Below are 20,918 nucleotides of genomic sequence, written 5' to 3' on the forward strand. Positions count from 1 at the left end.
ATTGTTATCATTCAAATAATGCTTGTTCTGGAGGAGTATAATATGGCTGTAACTAAGCTGGTTCTGGTACGTCATGGCGAAAGCCAGTGGAACAACGAAAACCGTTTTACCGGTTGGTATGATGTTGACCTGTCCGAGAAAGGCGTTGGCGAAGCGAAAGCAGCAGGCAAACTGCTGAAAGAGGAAGGCTTCACCTTCGATTTTGCTTACACCTCCGTGCTGAAACGTGCCATCCACACTCTGTGGAACGTGCTGGACGAACTGGATCAGGCCTGGCTGCCGGTTGAGAAATCCTGGAAACTGAACGAGCGTCACTACGGTGCGCTGCAGGGTCTGAACAAAGCCGAAACCGCAGAAAAATACGGTGACGAGCAGGTTAAACAGTGGCGTCGCGGTTTTGCTATCACTCCACCAGAGCTGACCAAAGATGACGAGCGTTTCCCGGGCCACGATCCGCGTTATGCATCCCTGACCGACGCTGAGCTGCCAACCACCGAAAGCCTGGCGCTGACCATCGATCGCGTTGTGCCTTACTGGAACGAAACCATTCTGCCACGCCTGAAAAGCGGTGAGCGCGTGATCATCGCTGCTCACGGTAACTCCCTGCGTGCGCTGGTGAAATACCTGGACAACATGGGCGAAGACGAGATCCTCGAACTGAACATCCCAACTGGCGTGCCGCTGGTTTACGAGTTCGACGAGAACTTCAAACCTGTTAAGCACTACTATCTGGGTAACGCTGACGAGATCGCGGCAAAAGCCGCTGCGGTCGCGAACCAGGGTAAAGCGAAGTAATAAAAAAGCCCGGTTGTGATGACCGGGCCTTAAAGAGTGCATGCCGGATAACTATCCGGCATTTTTTTATCCGCGACGGGCTTTCACCGCGTTCGCCAGCTGGCGCAGCACGGTTTCGGTATCGTCCCAGCCGATGCAGGCATCGGTGACGCTCTTACCGTAAACCAGCGGCTCGCTGCCTTCCAGATTCTGATTGCCTTCCACCAGGTGGCTTTCAATCATCACCCCGATAATCGCCTTCTCACCGCCGGCAATCTGCTGGCAGACGTCGGTGCCTACGTCCATCTGCTTCTTGAACTGCTTGCTGGAGTTGGCATGGCTGAAGTCGATCATCACCTGCGCGGCCAGACCGGCTTTATCCAGGCCCGCTTTCACTTCGGCAACGTGTACCGCACTGTAGTTAGGCTCTTTACCGCCACGCAGGATGATATGGCAATCGCCATTCCCGCTGGTATTCACAATGGCGGAGTGGCCCCACTTGGTGACGGAGAGGAAGCAGTGCGGCGCACCGGCAGCGTTAATGGCGTCGATAGCCACTTTGATGGTGCCATCGGTGCCGTTTTTGAAGCCAACCGGGCAGGAGAGCCCTGACGCCAGCTCGCGGTGAACCTGAGATTCGGTGGTACGCGCGCCAATAGCACCCCAGCTCATCAGGTCGGCAAGGTACTGCGGGGTGATCATATCAAGAAACTCACCCGCCGCCGGCAGACCGCTGTCGTTGATGTCCAGCAGCAGCTTACGGGCGATGCGCAGGCCGTCGTTGATCTGGAAGCTGCCATCCATATGCGGATCGTTGATCAGCCCTTTCCAGCCCACGGTGGTACGCGGCTTCTCAAAATAGACGCGCATGACAATTTCCAGCTCATCCTTTAGCGCTTCGCGCAGCGTCAACAGACGTGCCGCGTACTCTTTTGCCGCCGCAGGATCGTGAATGGAACACGGACCGATCACCACCAGAAGACGATCGTCATTGCCTTTCAGGATCTTGTGGATCGCTTTACGGGCATGAGAAACGGTGTTGGCGGCGTTTTCGGTGGCAGGAAACTTCTCAAGGAGCGCTACAGGAGGTAATAACTCGTTGATCTCTTTAATACGTAAATCGTCATTCTGATAATTCATGTTCGTTCCAGCGTTGCCATACTTTTATAAATGAATGCAATCCCTCCAATCTATCTTGTCAGTCAGGAAGTGTAAACTCGCTTTTACACTACGCACAGATAAATCCTGGAATTCGCTTAAAAAACGCCACAAAGTAGCGAAAAACGAGATACACCCTAAACTTTTTAACTGTATGCACTGCATTTATTTATTTTATCGCGATTCCATACTGACCTGAGTTTGAATCATGGCATCTTTAACCACTGAGCGGTATATCGATTTCGCATATGCACTGTGGAAAGAAGTTATCCAGAACATAACGACCAGAACAGGAGCAGCATGATGAAAATGACTAAACTCGCAACCCTTTTCCTGACCGCTTCCCTTACCATGGCAAGTGGTGCTGCGCTGGCCGCTGATTCCGCCGCCGGCTCTGGCAGCAACAATGGCCAGGCAAATGCCGCGGCTGACGCAGGGGCAGTTGCACCTGATGCACGTCAGAATATTGCGCCAAATAATACCGGCAACAGCCAGATTAATACCGGATCCGGTACAACCGGCACCACGGGTACAGGCGGCACCATGCTGAACCCTGATGGGACAAACTCCAGCAGCACCGGAGTGACCAACGGCACCGGCAACAGCTCAACCACTGGCGGCACTAACTCCGTCATGGGTAACGACGACCCGAGCAAAATGGGTAATGACGGCATGACCAAGGACGATCAGCACAAGAACTCGATGTGTAAAGACGGTAAATGTCCGGATCAATCCGGCAAAGTCGATAGCGAACGAACCCCGCAAGAACAAAAAACTGACGGTACTACCCAGTAATTAACGCTAACGCGGATATGATGAAGGAGAGCTCAGGCTCTCCTTTATTTTTTGTGCAAAATGTTAAAAACTCTACACTTAAAATAATAATTAACCGGGAAATTTTTCATGGCGCACACCCACACGCATGCCCCTTCTTCAAAGGATGAAAATGCTAAACGCTTAATGCTGGCGTTTGCCGTAACCGCGACCTTTATGGTCATCGAAGTGATCGGCGGGCTGGTTTCAGGCTCGCTGGCGCTGCTGGCCGATGCGGGCCACATGCTGACGGACGCGGCAGCCCTGCTGTTTGCCCTGCTGGCGGTGGTGTTCGCCCGTCGTCCTCCCAGCAGTGGACGCACCTTTGGCTGGCTGCGCCTCACGACGCTTGCCGCTTTCGTCAATGCTCTGGCGCTGGTGCTGATCACTTTCCTGATTGTCTGGGAAGCCATTCAGCGCTTCCGGTATCCTCAGCCTGTCGCGGGTATGACCATGATGGTGGTTGCCGTCGCCGGGCTGGTGGCCAATATTCTGGCATTCTGGCTTTTGCATCGCGGCAGCGAAGAGAAAAATCTCAACGTACGCGCCGCAGCGCTGCACGTGCTGGGGGATCTGCTGGGCTCGGTGGGTGCCATCGTCGCGGCGCTGGTGATCCTCTGGACAGGCTGGACGCCGGTCGACCCGATCCTCTCAATTTTAGTGTCGTGTCTGGTGCTACGCAGCGCCTGGCGTCTGTTGCAGGAGAGTGTGAATGAGCTGCTGGAAGGGGCACCGAAGACGCTGGATATCCCGGCGCTGAAACGAAACTTAACGCGCTCCATACCGGAAGTGCGCGATGTTCATCATATTCATGTCTGGATGGTGGGCGAAAAACCGTTGATGACGCTGCACGTTCAGGTTATCCCTCCCCACGATCATGATGCATTACTGGGGCGTATCCAGCACTTTTTGGAGCACCACTACGCCATCGCGCACAGCACCATCCAGATGGAATACACCCCCTGTAACGGACCGGACTGCCACCTCAACGAGATTGAGCCCGGCCACGCTCATCATCACCACCATTAACGCGACAGCGCGTGAGAACCCCGTTCACGCGCGCTGTTAATCCACATCCTGCTGCCGTTCAGGGCGATGAAGGTGAGGATCAGATACTCCAGCGACATGGCATAGACACCCTGCAGGGCAAAGATGGCCACGCTGATGACGTTGATGATCACCCACAGCAGCCAGTTTTCGACATATTTACGGGTCATCAGGATCATGGCGGCAATGGAGAGCACCATCATGCACGAATCCCAGAACGGGAAGGCGTCAGGCTGTAGCTCCGGCATGGTGACGTTCATTCCGAGGGCATTCATCGCCGAGACCGCCACGCGGGTGAGGAAGGCGAACACCGGGTCGATATAGACCGTCATCAGGCCAATCGCCACCACGCAGGCGGCCAGCCAGCCGATGGCCTTTGGCAGTGGCAGCCAGCGGATCTGCAGTTCCGCCTCCTGCTGGCTGTTCTGCCGCGACCATGCGTACCAGCCGTAGATATTGGCGGCAAAGAAGAACAGCTGCAGCAGCAGGCTGGCATACAGCTGGATCTGAAAGAAGATAATGGCAAAAAGCGTGACGTTCACCAGGCCAAACGCGTAGTTGACGATCTTCTCCAGACTGGCAAGCCAGATACAGAGCAGACCTGCAATCGTCCCTACGGCCTCAATCCATGACAAGTCATAGCCGCCAGCGCCAATCGGTATATGTACCAGAATGTTTTGCGTGCTAAAAAAATCCATCTTTTCCCCTGAGCGTTACGTTTACGTAGTTTAAGGACGTAGTGTAGCCGCAAAATCGAGCATGCGGTTAAGCGGAATTAACGCCCCTTCCCGCAGCGCCGCATCGACATGGATCTCATGGGCTACCCCGCCCGACTCCAGACCGTCCGCAATTGCCTTCAGCCCGTTCATGGCCATCCACGGACAGTGCGCGCAGCTGCGACATGTTGCCCCTTCGCCTGCGGTCGGCGCTTCCAGCAGCTCTTTACCAGGCACCGCCTGCTGCATTTTGTAGAAGATACCGCGATCGGTCGCCACAATCAGCTGGCTGTGCGGCAGCGTCTTCGCGGCGTTGATCAGCTGGCTGGTTGAGCCAACGGCATCCGCCATATCGACGATGGCCTGCGGTGATTCTGGATGCACCAGAATAGCCGCATCCGGATAAAGACCTTTCATGCGCGCCAGGGCCTGGGTTTTGAATTCGTCATGCACGATACAGGCGCCCTGCCAGCACAGAATATCCGCCCCGGTCTGTTTCTGGACGTAGTTACCCAGGTGTTTGTCCGGCGCCCAGATAATTTTCTCGCCCAGGCTGTCGAGATGTTCAATCAATTCGACGGCGATACTGGAAGTAACAACCCAGTCGGCACGCGCCTTGACCGCCGCAGAGGTGTTGGCGTAGACCACAACCGTTCTGTCCGGATGCGCATCGCAGAAGGCGGTGAATTCATCGATAGGGCAGCCCAGATCGAGCGAGCATTCCGCATTCAGGGTCGGCATCAGGATGGTTTTTTCCGGGCTGAGGATTTTTGCCGTCTCACCCATGAAACGGACCCCGGCCACCAGCAACGTTGAAGCAGGATGTTTTGCGCCAAAGCGCGCCATTTCAAGGGAGTCCGAAATACAACCGCCCGTCTCTTCTGCCAGCTGCTGAATTTCAGGGTCGGTGTAATAATGCGCCACCATGACCGCATCTCGCTCTTTTAGAAGGCGCTTAATTTTTTCACGGTAAAACTGCTTTTCATCCAGGCTCAGCGGAACAGGCTTTGGCGGGAAGGGGTAGATAGCGGCTTCAGGATCAAACATCACACTCATTTTGGCTTCTCGTTTTACTGGCTTAACAAATTTGCCATGCTTTAGCGATGATGACCAAAGTGACGGCAATTGTGTTTTATATACTAAACAAGATAGCGAATTTGAGGTGAAAAGTCACATCAAAAGCGTGACAGTAGCATTTGATGAATGAATGATATTTACGTAGGCCTGATAAGCGCAGCGCCATCAGGCATGTGTTCCAGGCGCAGGAATAACAGATAGCAAAAAGGCGCCTTTAGGGCGCCTTTTTACATTGGTGGGTCGTGCAGGATGACTCGGCTTCGCCTCGCCCTTCGGGCCGTTGCTAAAGCAACGTTATCCTTCACGTTTAACATCAGAACAGCATGTTAAAATTGGTGGGTCGTGCAGGATTCGAACCTGCGACCAATTGATTAAAAGTCAACTGCTCTACCAACTGAGCTAACGACCCCTTGCGGGATGTACTACTTTTTTCAGGCTGGTGGGTCGTGCAGGATTCGAACCTGCGACCAATTGATTAAAAGTCAACTGCTCTACCAACTGAGCTAACGACCCGTTTGGGTACGCCTGAAATTTTTACTCGGAACCAATAAAAATTGGTGGGTCGTGCAGGATTCGAACCTGCGACCAATTGATTAAAAGTCAACTGCTCTACCAACTGAGCTAACGACCCGAGTGGTGGGTGATGACGGGATCGAACCGCCGACCCCCTCCTTGTAAGGGAGGTGCTCTCCCAGCTGAGCTAATCACCCGATACTACGCTGGATACTACTTACTACTGAGTTAGTGGTGGGTCGTGCAGGATTCGAACCTGCGACCAATTGATTAAAAGTCAACTGCTCTACCAACTGAGCTAACGACCCACTATTTTGGCTGCTTCCGGGGTGTTTGATATCCCTTGGCAACGGCGGCATATATTACTGATTTAAGAATTCTGCGCAACTAAAATTTTGATGAATATCACTTAACTGCTTACGAATTATGCTGCAAGACCAGAAAAAAAGCGATTTCTGGTCATGCGGCAATCAACCCATCGCAGCAAGGCGTTTTTGCGCTTGTTTTGCACCTTCGGTGCCCGGAAACTTAGTGACCACCTGCTGGAAAACGGCTTTCGCTTTTGCGGTGTCGCCTTTGTCCTGCATGATCACCCCGACCTTGTACATCGCGTCAGGTGCTTTCGGTGATTTCGGATAATTTTTAACGACAGAGGCAAAATAGAATGCCGCGTCGTCTTTTTTACCCTTGTTGTAATTCAACTGCCCCAGCCAGTAGTTAGCGTTTGGCTGATAGGTTGAATCGGGGTATTTCTTGACGAAGTTCTGAAACGCCGCCATAGCCTCGTCCTGACGCGAGTTATCTTGCACCAGGGCGATTGCCGCATTGTAGTCAGTATTCGCATCACCGCTCTGTACAGGCGCCGCTGTCGAGGCTGACGTATCAGCCTGAGGTGTTGCCTGCGCACCGGCTGCCCCCTGATCCCCTGCTGCCGGTTGCGCTGCTGCGCCGCTGTTATTCAGGTTATCAATCTGCAGCATGATCTGCTTCTGACGCTCCACAACCTGATTGAGCTGGTACTGGCTTTCCTGAATCTGTCCGCGCAGTGAGTCAATATCGGTCTGGTTGTCAGAGAGCTGCTGCTGAAGTTGGGTTAAAAGCTGGCTGTGAGCATTAGAAATACGCTCGAGTTGGGTGACCCGGTCTTCTACCGAGCCTGAGCCGACACTACTGATTGGTGCCTGAGCAAAAGCGGCCCAGGGGGCCGCTATACCAACCAGCAACGACAGACTCAATAGATGATGTCTGAAGTTACTGCTCATGCAATTCTCTTAGTAAACCAGTACGGCACGACGGTTTTTGGAGTAAGCCGCTTCGTCGTGGCCCAGTACTGCAGGTTTTTCTTTACCGTAAGAAACGATGGAGATCTGGTCAGCAGAAACGCCTTTACCCTGCAGGTACATTTTAACGGCGTTAGCACGACGCTCACCCAGGGAGATGTTGTACTCAGGAGTACCACGTTCGTCCGCGTGACCTTCTACGGTGACTTTGTAAGACGGGTTGCTACGCAGGAAGTTAGCGTGCGCATCCAGCATCGCAGCGAAGTCAGAACGGATGTCGAACTTGTCCAGATCGAAGTAAACAATGTTGTTCTGCTGCAGCTGTTGCATCTGAAGACGCGCCTGCTCTTCAGAAGACATATTGCCGTTGCCGTTTGCGTCCATACCGGTGCCGGCACCCATCATGCCTTCGCCGCTCTGGTCGTTGCTGGCGTTCTTGTTAGAAGAACACGCTGCGATTGCCATAACAGGCAGAGCGATCATCAGCCCTTTCAGCACTTTGTTCAGTTGCATTTCTATGATTCCTTTATTATTCAATTAATTATTATTACAGGTACGGCGACCAGGCAGGTGATTTTACCTGTCCATCAGTTGCCGGAATACGCGCTTTGAAACGCCCATCGGTAGAAACCAGATTCAGCACGGATCCCATCCCCTGAGAAGAGCTGTAGATAACCATAGTGCCGTTAGGTGCCAGACTTGGCGTTTCATCCAGGAAAGTCGACGACAGAACTTGTACGCCGCCCCCGCCCAGATCTTGTTTAGCAATGTGCTGCTGACCACCGGCCGAGCTAACCATTACCATGAACTTACCATCAGCGCTCACGTCTGCGTCCTGGTTCTGAGAACCTTCCCAGGTGATACGCTGCGGTGCACCGCCGTTAACATTGACTTTATAAACCTGTGGACGACCTGCCTGGTCAGAGGTAAAGGCCAGGTTCTGGCTGTCCGGGAACCAGGTTGGTTCGGTGTTGTTGCTGCGACCGTCGGTCACCTGACGGATCTGGCCAGAGCCGATATCCATCACGTACAGGTTCAGGCTACCGGTTTTAGACAGGGCAAACGCCAGTTTAGAACCGTCAGGCGAGAACGCTGGTGCGCCGTTGTGACGTGGGAAAGAGGCAACCTGACGTACCGCGCCGTTAGCCAGCGTCTGGATAACCAGCGCTGAACGACCGCTTTCGAAGGTTACGTAGGCCAGCTTAGAACCGTCCGGTGACCAGGCCGGTGACATCAGCGGCTGCGGTGAACGGTGAACGGTGAACTGGTTGTAGCCATCGTAGTCAGAGACGCGCAGCTCATACGGGAACTGGCCGCCGTTGGTCTGCACAACGTAAGCGATACGGGTGCGGAATGCGCCTTTGATGCTGGTCAGCTTCTCAAAGACTTCATCACTTGCAGTATGAGCTGCATAGCGCAGGTACTGCTTGTTCACTTTGTAGGTGTTCTGTGCCAGCACGGTACCCGGTGCGCCACCGGTATCCACCAGTTGATAGGCAACGGTGTAACCGCCGTCCGGGTTAGGCGTAACCTGCCCCACAACGACCGCATCAATACCCAGCGCAGACCAGGCCGCCGGTTGCAGTTCTGCAGCAGTGCCCGGCTGCTGTGGCAGACGAGAACGATCTAACGGGTTGAATTTACCGCTGTTGCGCAGGTCAGCAGCAACAATGCCACCCACATCTTCCGGCGCAGCACCTGGCCCTTTCCACTGGAACGGAACCACACCAATTGGACGTGCCGAATCCACCCCCTGGGTGATTTCGATACGCACTTCTGCGTGCAGCACCGCTGCCCACAGCATTAAAAAACTCATTGCAACACGTAATGCCTGCTTCATCATATCTCCCATATCCGGGTAACCTTACCCGCATAATTTAGCAGAATGTTAACAAACCCAAATAAACAAAACTACCAGAACGCTAAGACTAAACCTGGCCTGTTTTTCCCCGTTTGCACAGGGAAAATTCAACTTAAGGTTTGAAGTCCAGTGGTGCATTTTTGAACGTTTCAAACACAGCCTGTGAAGGCGGTTTCGGGAATTTCGTCATCCTGCTGGTTGCAGATAACATCTGCTGGCAGAAGGCCTCGTCCCCACCCTCTTTCTTCACGCTGAGGATTGTCCCGTCCGCGGCCAGATTTACCCGAAGCGTACAGGTTTTACCTTTGAAGCTATCCCAGTCGTACAGATGCCCACGAATGGCCGCCTGTACCTGCGCAATGTACGACGCGATCTCAGCCTGAGATGCACCGCCTTGCCCCGGCTTACTTCCTTTAGCAGGAGAAGCACCACCTGCGCTACCGCTGTTGCTGCCTTTCGGCGCATTCTTACCTGAGCTCAAATCACCGAACAGGTCGTCTACGTCAGATGCAGCCGCTTTTTCTGCTGCAGCTTTCTTCGCAGCAGCAGCTTTCGCGGCGGCAGCTTTGTCAGCAGCAGCTTTATCGGCAGCCGCTTTCTTCTCTGCAGCCGCTTTTTTATCTGCGGCTGCTTTTTCTGCAGCAGCCGCTTTTTTATCTGCGGCTGCTTTTTCTGCAGCAGCGGCTTTCTTATCAGCTGCTGCTTTTTCGGCAGCGGCCTTTTCAGCGGCTGCGGCTTTTTCTGCTGCGGCGGCTTTTTTAGCTGCTTCGGCAGCCGCTTTCTTCTCGGCTTCCTGAGCAGCTTGCTTAGCGGCTTCTGCTTCGGCTTTTTTCTGGGCTTCTGCCGCGGCCTTCTTAGCCGCTTCTGCTTCTACCTTTTTCTTCGCGTCAGCAGCCGCTTTTGCTGCTTCGGCTTCAGCCTGTTTCTGGGCATCGGCAGCGGCTTTTTTCGCGGCTAACGCAGCGGCATCAGCGGCTTGTTTTGCCGCTTCAGCAGCCTGTTTGGCCTGAGCTTCCGCCTGCGCTTTGGCATCTGCTGCGGCTTTTGCTGCCGCCTCTTCAGCCTGCTTCTGCTGCTCCTGCGCTTTCTTCGCTGCGGCTTCAGCCTGTTTCTGCTGCTCCGCCTGCTCTTTCGCCGCTTCCTGCGCCTGCAAACGTTCTTTCTCAAGCTGCTTCAGACGTTCCTGCTCGGCGGCCTGCTTTTCACGCAGCTCCTCCGCCTGCTGTTGCGCCTGCTTTTCGCGTTGCTCTTCAGCACGTTTCGCACTCGCCTGCTGCTGTTGCTGGCGGTTATAGTTCTGCACCACCGCGCCGGGATCGACCATCACAGCATCGATGGATGAACCTCCACCCCCGCCGGCAGCGGCATCCAGATGCTCATCGAACGAACTCCAGATCAGTGCTGCAAAAAGAATGACATGCAGCACCGCCGAGATAATTATCGCCCGTTTAAGCTTATCGTTTTGTTCGGTTGCCTTTGACACTATTGGTTCCCAAAAACTCTGTTGTGTACGCAGATGATCAAATAGGCTGCGTCATCAAGCCGACTGACTTAACGCCCGCGCTATGCAACAGGTTCAGCGCTTTAATTATTTCATCGTAAGGCACGTCTTTCGCACCACCGATTAAGAAGACTGTTTTCGGATTGGACTGCAGACGTCGTTGCGCTTCAGCAATGACCTGCTCCGGCGGCAGCTGATCCATACGATCTTTTTCCACCACCACGCTGTACTGTCCAACCCCGGATACCTCAATGATGACCGGTGGATCGTCATTGGTGCTTACAGCCTGAGATTCTGTCGCGTCCGGCAGATCAACCTCAACGCTCTGGGTAATGATGGGTGCTGTCGCCATAAAGATCAGCAGCAGCACCAGCAGCACGTCCAGCAGCGGTACAATGTTGATTTCGGACTTTAGTTCGCGACGACCCCGTCCACGCTGTCTGGCCATGGTTTACCCCTTGTTGCTCTCGGTGCTGGTAAACGCCTGGCGGTGCAGAATCGCAGTGAACTCTTCCATGAAGTTGTCGTAGTTCAGTTCCAGTTTGTTCACACGCTGGTTCAGACGGTTATAGGCCATAACCGCTGGGATCGCCGCGAACAGACCGATAGCGGTCGCGATCAGCGCTTCTGCGATACCCGGTGCAACCATTTGCAGCGTCGCCTGTTTTACCGCACCCAGGGCGATAAAGGCGTGCATGATCCCCCAGACCGTACCAAACAGACCGATATACGGGCTGATGGAGCCGACGGTGCCCAGGAAAGGAATATGCGTTTCCAGCGTTTCCAGCTCGCGGTTCATCGAAATGCGCATCGCACGGGATGCCCCTTCAACGACCGCTTCCGGTGCATGGTTGTTAGCCCGGTGCAGGCGCGCGAACTCTTTGAATCCGCTATAGAAGATTTGCTCGGAGCCGGAGAGGTTTTCACGACGGCCCTGGCTTTCCTGATACAAACGGGAAAGTTCGATACCAGACCAGAACTTGTCTTCAAAGGCTTCCGCTTCGCGGCCTGCGGCGTTGAGGATACGGGTTCTCTGGATAATGATGGCCCAGGATGCGATTGAAAAACCAATCAAAATCAACATGATAAGTTTAACCAGAAGGCTTGCCTTCAGGAACAAATCAAGGATATTCATGTCAGTCACTGCTTAAACTCCGCGACAATAGACTTAGGAAGCGCACGAGGCTTCATGATGAGTGGATCAACACAGACAATCAGGACTTCAGCTTCGTTCAGTACTGTGTTCTCTGCGTTGACGATCCGCTGCGTGAAAACCAGTGAGGTTCCGCGCATTGATGTTATTTCCGTTTGGACTTCGAGCATATCGTCGAGTCTGGCAGGCGCAAAATACTCCAGCGTCATCTTGCGTACCACGAAGGCAACTCGCTCCGCCAACAGAACCTGCTGGCTAAAGTGGTGATGGCGCAGCATTTCAGTGCGTGCTCGTTCATAAAAGGCAACGTAGCTGGCGTGGTAAACCACACCACCGGCGTCAGTGTCTTCGTAGTAGACACGAACCGGCCATCGAAATAGCGTTGTATTCACTTTACATCCCGGTAATGCAAAAAAGTTTAGAGCTTTTGAACTTCGCTACTATACGCGCGGGAATGGTGGTTTGGAATGGGGGAAAGTAAACGGAGAGTAAATTTTTATGGGCCTGGGTAGACCCATAATTTTAACGGATAATTCTTATTCAGCTGAAAAAGAAAATAAGTCCAATCAGCAGGACCACATCAGCGATCAGCGGGCAAAAGATGCCCTGCCAGTGTACGGCTTTAGGACGAAAGCCAACGCCGTGGATCACCCCAGCGCATACTGCCCACATGATAAGAAAACCGTGCCAGATCTCGAGCTCGCTGGTCTTCGCCGCGAAGCGCGACGGATCCCAGAAAATACAGCCCGCCAGCAGTAAAGCCATCACTAAGGAAAGCGCCCTTAACGGGCGCTTGTCCATGATCGCGTAGAGATAAGCGATCATCAGTGTTTTTCTTCACCGGCTTTGGACGCTTCAACGTGCTCAAGCGCCAGGGCGGTAATCACACCAAATGCACAGGCCAGAAGCGTTCCTAAAATCCATGCGAAATACCACATATTCAGCTCCTTCCTTAATACATAGAGTGAGTGTTGCTTTCGATATGTTCTTTCGTGATACGACCGTACATTTTCCAGTAACACCATGCGGTGTAAGCCAGAATGATCGGTACGAACACGGCCGCCACAAACGTCATCAGATTCAGCGTCATCTGACTGGAGGTGGCATCCCACATCGTCAGGCTGGCGTTCATCATGGTGCTGGATGGCATCACGAACGGGAACATCGCGATACCGGCGGTCAGGATAATGCACGCCAGCGTCAGTGAAGAGAAGATGAATGCCAGTGCGCCTTTTTCCATGCGAGACGTCAGCAGAGTCAGCAGCGGCAGCACCACGCCCAGCGCCGGAATGGCCCACAGAATTGGGGTGTTGTTGAAGTTCACCAGCCAGGCGCCTGCCTGACGAGCCACTTCTTTAGTCAGCGGGTTCGATGGCGCAGTATGGTTAATCGCTGAGGTCACCACGTAACCGTCGATACCAAACATGACCCACACACCTGCCAGCGCGAAGCCAACCAGCGTCACCAGAGCCGCAATCTGTGATACCGCGCGGGAGCGCAGGTGCAGTTCACCCACGGTACGCATCTGCAGATAGGTTGCACCCTGAGTGAGGATCATCGCCACGCTGACCACGCCCGCCAGCAAACCGAACGGATTCAGCAGCTGGAAGAAGTTGCCGGTGTAGTACAGGCGCATGTATTCATCGAGGTGGAACGGCACGCCCTGCAGCAGGTTGCCGAACGCCACGCCGATTACCAGCGGCGGCACGAAGCTCCCGATGAAGATGCCCCAGTCCCACATGTTGCGCCAGCGGGTGTCTTCGATCTTCGAGCGGTAGTCAAAACCAACCGGACGGAAGAACAAGGACGCCAGCACCAGGATCATCGCCACATAGAAGCCGGAGAACGCAGCCGCGTAGACCATCGGCCAGGCAGCGAACAGCGCGCCGCCTGCGGTGATGAGCCACACCTGGTTACCGTCCCAGTGCGGGGCGATGGAGTTAATCATAATTCGACGCTCGGTATCATTACGACCGAGGAAGCGGGTGAGCATGCCCACCCCCATGTCGAAACCGTCAGTGACCGCAAAACCAATCAGTAAGATCCCGACCAGCAGCCACCAGATAAAACGCAATACTTCATAATCGATCATTTGACGACTCCTGTCTTAGCGTGCCGGCTGAGAAGCCACGGTGGACTGCTCATAGTGGTAGCGACCGGTTTTCAGGCTGCTTGGGCCAAGGCGCGCAAACTTGAACATCAGGAACAGTTCAGCCACCAGGAACAGCGTGTACAGGCCACAAATCAGCAGCATGGAGAAGATCAGATCCCCTGCGGTCAGGGATGAGTTCGCCACGGCGGTTGGCAGTACCTCACCGATTGCCCACGGCTGACGGCCGTACTCGGCAACAAACCAGCCGGATTCGATGGCGATCCACGGCAGTGGGATGCCGTACAGCGCAGCACGCAGCAGCCATTTACGCTGACCGATACGGTTACGAATGACCGACCAGAAGGAAGCGCCGATGATCAACAGCATGATGATGCCGCAGCCAACCATGATACGGAACGCGAAGTACAGCGGCGCTACGCGTGGAATGGAGTCTTTGGTCGCCAGCTGGATCTGCTCTTCCGTCGCGTCAGAGACGTTCGGGGTATAGCGCTTCAGCAGCAGGCCATAGCCGAGGTCTTTTTTCACGTCGTTAAACTGATCGCGAACGGACTGATCGGTGGAACCGGCACGCAGCTCCTCCAGCAGGGTGTAAGCTTTCATCCCGTTACGGATACGCTCTTCATGCTGCACCAGCAGGTCTTTCAGGCCGATAACCGGCGTATCCACAGAGCGGGTGGCAATGATGCCGAGCGCATAAGGGATCTGAATAGCAAAGTGGTTTTCCTGCGCATCCTGATCGGGAATACCAAACAGGGTGAAGGCGGCCGGTGCAGGCTGGGTTTCCCACTCTGCTTCGATCGCTGCCAGTTTGGTTTTCTGCACGTCGCCCATTTCGTAACCGGATTCATCACCCAGCACGATAACGGAGAGGATTGCTGCCATACCGAAGCTCGCCGCGATGGCGAAAGAGCGCTTGGCAAAGGCGAAGTCACGACCACGCAGCATGTAGTAGGCGCTGATGCCCAGCACGAACATCGCGCCGCAGACATAGCCGGAGGCCACAGTGTGAACGAATTTCACCTGCGCGACCGGGTTCAGCACCAGCTCGGAGAAGCTGACCATCTCCATACGCATGGTTTCGAAGTTGAAATCAGACGCGATTGGGTTCTGCATCCAGCCGTTAGCCACAAGGATCCACAGCGCAGACAGGTTAGAGCCTAATGCCACCAGCCAGGTTACAGCCATATGCTGGACTTTACCCAGACGGTCCCAACCGAAGAAGAACAGACCTACAAAGGTGGATTCGAGGAAGAAGGCCATCAGACCTTCAATGGCCAGCGGCGCACCGAAGATATCCCCTACATAGTGGGAATAGTAAGACCAGTTAGTCCCGAACTGGAACTCCATGGTCAGACCGGTTGCCACGCCCAGCGCAAAGTTGATACCAAACAACTTGCCCCAGAACTTGGTCATATCTTTATAAATCTGTTTGCCGGAAAGGACGTAAACCGTTTCCATAATTGCCAGCAGGAACGCCATACCGAGCGTCAGTGGCACAAACAGGAAGTGGTACATCGCGGTCAAGGCAAACTGTAAGCGCGACAGTTCGACTACGTCTAACATTATGACTCCTTGCTCATCGCATGAAGACTCCGAGAGTGAAACCTTAAATAAGGATTCACACGCATGCCCCAATACAAATTATTCGCAACTTTATCGTCGCTTTACCCCGAGAGAGGATAAACTGATGACGTAAGGTTACAAATACGTTAAAAAAACCCAAATTGATCCCGTAAATATAATACGCTGCAAAACCCTTACAATAAACAGGTTTTTATTCAATCAGATTTACGTTTTTCGACGGTGATCAATTTATAGCAAAACTACCACTTTTCGGCCATTTTGATCCGGAACAATTTAACGCTTTTTGGAGCCTTTTTCCAAGGATTAAACATTGATTTAAATCAACAAACAAACACAGCTGTTAAAGATGTGTACTTGTGAGAGCGATAGTAAAATCCATGTTAAAAATATGTATATAAGGGGGTGTTATTAGTTATAAAAGACAGGGGATAATATAAGCAGATGTGATTTTTATTAACGCAGAAAGAGAAAAGAAGGTTTGGAGGCAAATAAGTATAGAGTGTTATCCGCCTCACAGTATTTTTTATTACTCTGTTATTAGCGAAATTACACTTCATTCACTTTAAGAAACTTTAAATTAACACCACTGTGTGACTATTTGATGAATAAAGGCCACAGTGTCTGCAGCCTTCCAGTATGTTGCGCGTTATTTCTCTATCTTAACGCTAAATGTTCGCGACTGTCCTGGTCTGAACGCCCCGACAATGCCCCTTCCCTCCTGATTCAGTGCATTGATTCGCTCATTCATGTCCGTCTCAAAACACGCATTAATCGCGCGATTCAAGGATAAAGCGACATTGCAGGAGTGGGTCTCCGACGGGTTGTACAGACGAATAATCATTTCGTCACGATCTTCAGCCTTTTTAAGCGCGCTGAGCACACACTCATTCGGCGCCAGCGTTAACAGGCTATAGCTACCCGGCGTCGTAAAGGTTGCGCTGTTGAGTTTCATTGCGTCCCAGGGGATCTTGTTATAACAGTGCACGGGAGTAAGCCATGCCTTCGCCTGCTGGGCGATGCCTGCACTTACGGGCGTACCATTAAAACTCATCAGGCTAAAGCGACAGATTAACCGGCCGCGCATCTGGGAATCAGGCACCGGCATTTTGATCCCTGACGGTCTGCCTGGACGAAGGAGTAAATCCTCTTTTCCAAGCACCCCCACGCCACGCAGCAACGTCAGGGCAAAGGTTTTTTGACGCTCACCCGTTATTTCGAATTCGCGAAGTCCCTCGGTGAAAAGCGCTATGCCGTTACGTCTTTCATGAAGCACCGCATAATTGAGCAGATTCCACACCGGCACCGGCGCTTCTTTCCACCCCTCTTCCTGCCAGTTTGCCATCGCTTCATCATGTACGGGACGCGTCAGAGAACCAAACTGGGTATCGGCTAAGACTTCGTCCGTCACGAATGGGGTTGGGATGAGGACCCGAATGCGGTGGTCATCCGCCTGATTGTCCAGATGCACCTCAACGTCGATACGCCGGCTGTTGTGGCTCAGCGTAATGGTCATTTCAGCGCTGAGAGAGCCCGTTTGCTGGCGCGCGGATCGTTCCTTCAGATTCGCCGGAATGGCCATACGATAGTGGAGCACCGCCCTGCTCTGCCAGGCTTCATGGATCACCTCGACATTATGCTCTGCGTGAGCTGAAGTGAGCCTCCACTCCTCGCGTGACGGCGAGTAATCGTACTCGTCTCCATCATCAGAACTCTCTTCAATTTCCAGCGCACGGTCATAAATTAGCCCGGACTCTTTGTCGAGCAGTCGCAGGGTACCATCGTCATTTAAGGTTATTTGCCAGAACGCATTTTCCAGTAACGCCTCGGGGAGTTTACCAGGCGCAAGCACCTTACCGGCTGCATGCGCTTCAATGTAGAGCGTTCGGTAGCCCATGGAGGGCAGGATCTGGCTGATCTGGATGTCAAATTCCATGAAGGGATCGTAATTTCCGTAATGCACAATCTGGCGGTCGATCAGCCCGGGGTCGATTTCACGCGCGCAGCGGAGGAAATAGGGGATCTCATTGCCTTTGTCATCGAGCAGGCGGAACTGGCTGGCGCGCAGACGTATCGTGGTGTTAATCACTTCCTCACGCGGCCAGGGCGTCAGGTTGAACATCACCAGTTTGTCTTCTTCCGTTTTCGGCATGTTGTCGACAATCTTGCGCATATAAAAGCGAGTCAGGTTGTCGGCCATATCCTCGGCCAGCTCAAAACGGGACATAATCTCACGATGCACTTTGTCACTACAGCAGCAGCCAATACTGTCGTGAGCGTGATTTTTGAGGATCTCTTTCCACATCTTTTCCAGCAAACCGTGGTGGTACTCAAACCCCAACGTCCAGGCAAGCGTCGCCAGCGGCTCAAGGATGTTGACGATTTTATTCTCTATACGGGCGTGGGCAATTTTGATATCCATTCGCATGGAGCCGATGGTCCGGTGTACGCGCATGTATTTACCGTCAATAAACTCCCCTTTCAGCGTCGCCAGTTCATCGCGGTGTGCGTCGATATGGTCAAACACCTCCTCAAACCGACTCATGACAAATTTACGCTGCGGGTAGATTTCACGCAGTTTATCCATCACTGCAAAAATGTTCTGCTGCAGCGGCATTTGATCGTGACCGTTAGGCAGTAAAATCTCTTTCGTCACGGAGGCTTTTTCCAGTACATCAAAGTAAGCGTCGAGGCGTTTACGCAGCCCGCTCTCATCCTCCGGTAAGTACTTACCAATCGCGTAGCCCAGCGGTAGCACCTGCGCCGTGACCTCACTGCCGTCCTGGCTCTGCCACAGAAACTCCGTTTTATCGGTGCCGTGACGTTCGGAACAACCACGCCAGAACAGGGTGCGGGTAATGCCAAAGCCGTTATAAATGTGCGGCAGCTGGGAGGACATGCCGAAGGAGTCTGGCAGATAACCAATTTTCATTGGCTCGCCAAAAGCCATGCAGTCACGGATGCCGTACATCAGATTACGAACGATAGATTCGCCGGAAACAAGGGTGGTATCCGTCTGGGTATACCAGGGGCCGATAATGAGTTTTCCGGCTTTAACCAGCGCTTTCACGCGGGATCTGTTTTCCGGTTTAACCGCAAAATAATCTTCCAGCACAGCCGTCTGACCGTCGAGTACGTAGAATTTATACTCCGCATCCTGTTCAAGACGCGTGAGGATTTCCTCCATATTATTGACCAGAAGAATACGCGACTCTTCGGTGGTGAAGTACCACTCACGGTCCCAGTGCATATGTGGCGTGATATGAACGCGAGATACAGCTTTCATCTTCGTTTCCTGTTAGTGAGTGTTTAAGATGCGATGTCCTGAGTCACATACTGGCCGCTCTTCACCGCCTGACGCCGCCAGAGCAGCAAAATGAGCGTGGAGATTGCCGTACCCAGAAGTGCCGCACCAAGCCAGCCCGCGGCGGCTATGACACCGCCAAGCCCGGCATCGTGGAGTAAAAAGAGGGAGAAAATGCCTGCGCCCGGCGTGGACAACCCGATACCCATCGCACCGATCGTCGCCCCTGTCACCATTGAGCCCAGAACAAACGAGCCTATCACCCGGAAAGGGTCTTCAATCGCCATCGGAATGGCCCCTTCGGTGATGCCCGCCAGCCCCAGCAGCCAGGTTGATTTACCGGTTTCAATTTCGAACTGTTTAAACAGTTTCGGTGCCAGCATCGTTGAGGCCGTCACGGTGAAGGCCGAGACCATTTTGACTGAGGCAAAGATCGCATAGGGACCATAGACTCCGTTGGCCATCGCCCCCAGGCAGAACGCATAAGAGGCTTTGTTAACCGGTCCGCCCAAATCGAACGAGCACATAAAGCCGAGAATAGCCCCCAGCAACAACGCATTCGCACCGGACAGACCATTCAGCCAGGCGGTAAGCGAGTTATTGAGCCAGGCCACCGGTTCACCGATCACAAACAACATCAGGCTACCGGCACCCAGCACGCCGAGCACCGGATAGAGATAGAAGGTTAAAAAGCCGTTGTAGCGGTTACTCAGACGGATGTGATGCTTCACCCAGCGCATCAGGTAGCCCGCGATAAGCCCCGCTGCGATCGCGCCCAGAAAACCAGAGCCGATCATATTGGCGGCAAGACCCGCAGCAAAGCCGGGTGCCAGAGCCGGTTTATCCGCCAGCGAGTAGGCGGTATAGGCCGCAAGGACGGGCACCATCAATATGCCCAGCATGCCGCCGCCCAGTTTGCGGTACATCCACAGCCATGAGTTTTCCTGATCAAACAGGTGCTGCAGACCGAGAATTTGTGCCAGCAGAACCGACACGGCCAGCACTGTGCCTCCCGCGACAATCAGCGGTACCGCAAAGGAGATACCGCTGAGGAGCGCCTGCTTGAGTTCTGTTTTGATACTCTTTTTAGCTTCGGTTTCAACCTGCGCCTGGCGCTCACCAGAAGCAGGCTTTAATGCCAGCGCACGCTCAATTAAGGCTTCAGCGTGGCGCAGGGGTTCCGCAACGGGAACGGAAATGGTGGGGATGCCTTCAAAGCGCTCGCTCTCTTTAATTGCCACCTCGGCGGCAAAGATGCACGCTTTTGCATCCTTCAACTGCGAAGGAGTAATACGCCCTTCGATGCCGTTCGCGCCCTGCTTTTCAACCACCAGGTTTACGCCCAGCTTACGCCCGGCTTTTTCGAGATATTCCGCTGCCATATAGGTATGGGCAATCCCAGCCGGACAAGCCGTCACGCAGACGATGGTCGCTGCGCTGGACGATATTGCGCTCTCCTCAGCCTGCGGCGTATCGTCCAGCGCGGCCAGCAACTCTTCTGCCGTCGTGGACGCCATCATGCGTGCCCGCAGGGCATCATTCGCCAGACGAGACGTCAGCTCCGTCAGTATCTCAATATGCGTTGACCCGGCTTCAGCAGGAGGAATGGCGAGCAGAAAAATCAGCTCCACATTCTCCGGACCGTCCACCCCTTCCCATTCCAGCGGTTCGCTGAGGGTTGCCACGGCAAAGGCTGCTTCTTTCACGGCTGCCGATTTGCCATGCGGCACAGCCAGCCCTTCTCCCAGCGCGGTCGGGCCAAGTGATTCCCGATGGATAACCTCCGCCAGAAAAGCATCCGCGTCACTAATTTTACCCAGATCTACCAGTCGCATCGCGAGCTCGTGGATGGCGCGATCGCGGTCAGTAAACTGTGCCTTCACGCAGACAGCACGGTAATCAGTCAGAGTCGTCAGGTTCATAAAGATCCTTACCCTTACGTTGTTATTGTCTGACGTGAATTCTGGCAGAACAGATAATACATTTATGTGATCACTTTCACTAACAATCACAATTTGTATTTTATT

General features: G+C 53.5%; 19 protein-coding genes and 5 tRNA genes. 3 read left to right on the forward strand and 21 right to left on the reverse strand.

What is annotated here, in order from left to right; all coding sequences use genetic code 11:
- Positions 1-42 precede the first annotated feature (42 nt).
- Positions 43-795, forward strand: coding sequence for a 2,3-diphosphoglycerate-dependent phosphoglycerate mutase (gene gpmA / locus FFB58_RS07960; RefSeq protein ID WP_138369568.1), 753 nt, complete (start codon positions 43-45; stop codon positions 793-795).
- A 66-nt stretch (positions 796-861) separates the two neighbouring features.
- Here gpmA and aroG read toward each other — a convergent pair whose 3' ends face one another.
- Positions 862-1,914 carry a 3-deoxy-7-phosphoheptulonate synthase AroG gene (gene aroG, locus FFB58_RS07965; protein WP_138369569.1) on the reverse strand — a complete coding sequence of 351 codons (1,053 nt, stop codon included), beginning with the start codon at positions 1,912-1,914 and terminating at the stop codon, positions 862-864.
- Between the two features lie 321 nt (positions 1,915-2,235).
- Between aroG and FFB58_RS07970 the strand changes: the two genes are divergently transcribed.
- Positions 2,236-2,727, forward strand: a complete 492-nt coding sequence (locus tag FFB58_RS07970) for a protein YbgS (protein ID WP_039029349.1) — start codon at positions 2,236-2,238, stop codon at positions 2,725-2,727.
- Positions 2,728-2,835: 108 nt separating this feature from the next.
- Complete coding sequence (zitB, locus tag FFB58_RS07975) at positions 2,836-3,774, forward strand: CDF family zinc transporter ZitB (protein ID WP_138369570.1); 939 nt, start codon at positions 2,836-2,838, stop codon at positions 3,772-3,774.
- Here zitB and pnuC read toward each other — a convergent pair.
- The 20 genes from pnuC to mngA all read right to left on the reverse strand — a co-directional run bounded on the left by pnuC (position 3,771) and on the right by mngA (position 20,813).
- Entirely contained in the window at positions 3,771-4,490 is a 720-nt protein-coding gene (gene pnuC / locus FFB58_RS07980) for a nicotinamide riboside transporter PnuC (protein WP_138369571.1), read from the reverse strand. The two genes, zitB and pnuC, sit on opposite strands and share 4 nt — an antisense overlap.
- A gap of 30 nt (positions 4,491-4,520) precedes the next feature.
- A complete protein-coding gene (gene nadA / locus FFB58_RS07985; protein ID WP_138369572.1) occupies positions 4,521-5,564 on the reverse strand; it encodes a quinolinate synthase NadA in 1,044 nt (347 codons plus the stop codon).
- A 354-nt stretch (positions 5,565-5,918) separates the two neighbouring features.
- A tRNA-Lys gene (locus tag FFB58_RS07990) sits at positions 5,919-5,994 on the reverse strand.
- A 28-nt stretch (positions 5,995-6,022) separates the two neighbouring features.
- A tRNA-Lys gene (locus FFB58_RS07995) sits at positions 6,023-6,098 on the reverse strand.
- Positions 6,099-6,140: 42 nt separating this feature from the next.
- Positions 6,141-6,216 (reverse strand) — tRNA-Lys (locus FFB58_RS08000).
- Positions 6,217-6,219: 3 nt separating this feature from the next.
- Positions 6,220-6,295: transfer RNA gene (locus FFB58_RS08005), tRNA-Val, on the reverse strand.
- Between the two features lie 35 nt (positions 6,296-6,330).
- Positions 6,331-6,406: transfer RNA gene (locus FFB58_RS08010), tRNA-Lys, on the reverse strand.
- A gap of 162 nt (positions 6,407-6,568) precedes the next feature.
- Complete coding sequence (cpoB, locus tag FFB58_RS08015) at positions 6,569-7,360, reverse strand: cell division protein CpoB (protein ID WP_138369573.1); 792 nt, start codon at positions 7,358-7,360, stop codon at positions 6,569-6,571.
- 9 nt (positions 7,361-7,369) lie between these two features.
- Positions 7,370-7,891, reverse strand: a complete 522-nt coding sequence (gene pal, locus FFB58_RS08020) for a peptidoglycan-associated lipoprotein Pal (protein ID WP_032617096.1) — start codon at positions 7,889-7,891, stop codon at positions 7,370-7,372.
- A gap of 34 nt (positions 7,892-7,925) precedes the next feature.
- Positions 7,926-9,218: a Tol-Pal system beta propeller repeat protein TolB gene (tolB, locus tag FFB58_RS08025; protein ID WP_039029417.1), complete on the reverse strand. Its 1,293-nt coding sequence runs from the start codon at positions 9,216-9,218 to the stop codon at positions 7,926-7,928.
- Between the two features lie 133 nt (positions 9,219-9,351).
- Positions 9,352-10,722 (reverse strand): cell envelope integrity protein TolA, encoded by a 1,371-nt coding sequence (tolA, locus tag FFB58_RS08030; RefSeq protein WP_138369574.1) that lies wholly within the window; start codon positions 10,720-10,722, stop codon positions 9,352-9,354.
- Positions 10,723-10,759: 37 nt separating this feature from the next.
- A complete protein-coding gene (tolR, locus tag FFB58_RS08035; RefSeq protein WP_039029343.1) occupies positions 10,760-11,188 on the reverse strand; it encodes a colicin uptake protein TolR in 429 nt (142 codons plus the stop codon).
- Between the two features lie 3 nt (positions 11,189-11,191).
- Entirely contained in the window at positions 11,192-11,884 is a 693-nt protein-coding gene (tolQ, locus tag FFB58_RS08040) for a Tol-Pal system protein TolQ (protein WP_072036639.1), read from the reverse strand.
- The gene (gene ybgC, locus FFB58_RS08045) at positions 11,881-12,285 is read right to left on the reverse strand and encodes a tol-pal system-associated acyl-CoA thioesterase (protein ID WP_032617092.1); all 405 of its coding nucleotides are present in this window, start codon (positions 12,283-12,285) and stop codon (positions 11,881-11,883) included. Before ybgC ends, tolQ begins: the two co-directional genes overlap by 4 nt.
- 148 nt (positions 12,286-12,433) lie before the next feature.
- Entirely contained in the window at positions 12,434-12,718 is a 285-nt protein-coding gene (ybgE, locus tag FFB58_RS08050) for a cyd operon protein YbgE (protein ID WP_039029341.1), read from the reverse strand.
- Positions 12,718-12,831: a cytochrome bd-I oxidase subunit CydX gene (gene cydX, locus FFB58_RS08055; RefSeq protein WP_006177208.1), complete on the reverse strand. Its 114-nt coding sequence runs from the start codon at positions 12,829-12,831 to the stop codon at positions 12,718-12,720. The genes ybgE and cydX overlap by 1 nt, the downstream gene beginning before the upstream one ends.
- Positions 12,832-12,845: 14 nt before the next feature.
- Positions 12,846-13,985 carry a cytochrome d ubiquinol oxidase subunit II gene (cydB, locus tag FFB58_RS08060; protein WP_039029340.1) on the reverse strand — a complete coding sequence of 380 codons (1,140 nt, stop codon included), beginning with the start codon at positions 13,983-13,985 and terminating at the stop codon, positions 12,846-12,848.
- A 15-nt stretch (positions 13,986-14,000) separates the two neighbouring features.
- Complete coding sequence (gene cydA, locus FFB58_RS08065; RefSeq protein WP_039029339.1) at positions 14,001-15,569, reverse strand: cytochrome ubiquinol oxidase subunit I; 1,569 nt, start codon at positions 15,567-15,569, stop codon at positions 14,001-14,003.
- A gap of 667 nt (positions 15,570-16,236) precedes the next feature.
- Positions 16,237-18,873: a mannosylglycerate hydrolase gene (gene mngB, locus FFB58_RS08070; protein ID WP_138369575.1), complete on the reverse strand. Its 2,637-nt coding sequence runs from the start codon at positions 18,871-18,873 to the stop codon at positions 16,237-16,239.
- 23 nt (positions 18,874-18,896) lie between these two features.
- On the reverse strand, positions 18,897-20,813 hold the full coding sequence (gene mngA / locus FFB58_RS08075) for a PTS 2-O-a-mannosyl-D-glycerate transporter subunit IIABC (RefSeq protein ID WP_138369576.1): 1,917 nt from the start codon (positions 20,811-20,813) through the stop codon (positions 18,897-18,899).
- Positions 20,814-20,918 lie beyond the last annotated feature (105 nt).

The organism is Enterobacter sp. MF024 (assembly GCF_005843915.1).
Lineage (GTDB): Bacteria > Pseudomonadota > Gammaproteobacteria > Enterobacterales > Enterobacteriaceae > Enterobacter > Enterobacter barmai.

What these genes read in the sequence shown, in the direction of transcription:
- cydB (WP_039029340.1), bottom strand. Translation starts at nt 13,985, where the DNA reads ATGATCGATTATGAAGTATTGCGTTTTATCTGGTGGCTGCTGGTCGGG.
- pal (WP_032617096.1), bottom strand. Translation starts at nt 7,891, where the DNA reads ATGCAACTGAACAAAGTGCTGAAAGGGCTGATGATCGCTCTGCCTGTT.
- zitB (WP_138369570.1), top strand. Translation starts at nt 2,836, where the DNA reads ATGGCGCACACCCACACGCATGCCCCTTCTTCAAAGGATGAAAATGCT.
- tolR (WP_039029343.1), bottom strand. Translation starts at nt 11,188, where the DNA reads ATGGCCAGACAGCGTGGACGGGGTCGTCGCGAACTAAAGTCCGAAATC.
- pnuC (WP_138369571.1), bottom strand. Translation starts at nt 4,490, where the DNA reads ATGGATTTTTTTAGCACGCAAAACATTCTGGTACATATACCGATTGGC.
- nadA (WP_138369572.1), bottom strand. Translation starts at nt 5,564, where the DNA reads ATGAGTGTGATGTTTGATCCTGAAGCCGCTATCTACCCCTTCCCGCCA.
- cpoB (WP_138369573.1), bottom strand. Translation starts at nt 7,360, where the DNA reads ATGAGCAGTAACTTCAGACATCATCTATTGAGTCTGTCGTTGCTGGTT.
- ybgE (WP_039029341.1), bottom strand. Translation starts at nt 12,718, where the DNA reads ATGATCGCTTATCTCTACGCGATCATGGACAAGCGCCCGTTAAGGGCG.
- tolB (WP_039029417.1), bottom strand. Translation starts at nt 9,218, where the DNA reads ATGAAGCAGGCATTACGTGTTGCAATGAGTTTTTTAATGCTGTGGGCA.
- gpmA (WP_138369568.1), top strand. Translation starts at nt 43, where the DNA reads ATGGCTGTAACTAAGCTGGTTCTGGTACGTCATGGCGAAAGCCAGTGG.
- aroG (WP_138369569.1), bottom strand. Translation starts at nt 1,914, where the DNA reads ATGAATTATCAGAATGACGATTTACGTATTAAAGAGATCAACGAGTTA.
- mngA (WP_138369576.1), bottom strand. Translation starts at nt 20,813, where the DNA reads ATGAACCTGACGACTCTGACTGATTACCGTGCTGTCTGCGTGAAGGCA.
- mngB (WP_138369575.1), bottom strand. Translation starts at nt 18,873, where the DNA reads ATGAAAGCTGTATCTCGCGTTCATATCACGCCACATATGCACTGGGAC.
- FFB58_RS07970 (WP_039029349.1), top strand. Translation starts at nt 2,236, where the DNA reads ATGAAAATGACTAAACTCGCAACCCTTTTCCTGACCGCTTCCCTTACC.
- cydA (WP_039029339.1), bottom strand. Translation starts at nt 15,569, where the DNA reads ATGTTAGACGTAGTCGAACTGTCGCGCTTACAGTTTGCCTTGACCGCG.
- cydX (WP_006177208.1), bottom strand. Translation starts at nt 12,831, where the DNA reads ATGTGGTATTTCGCATGGATTTTAGGAACGCTTCTGGCCTGTGCATTT.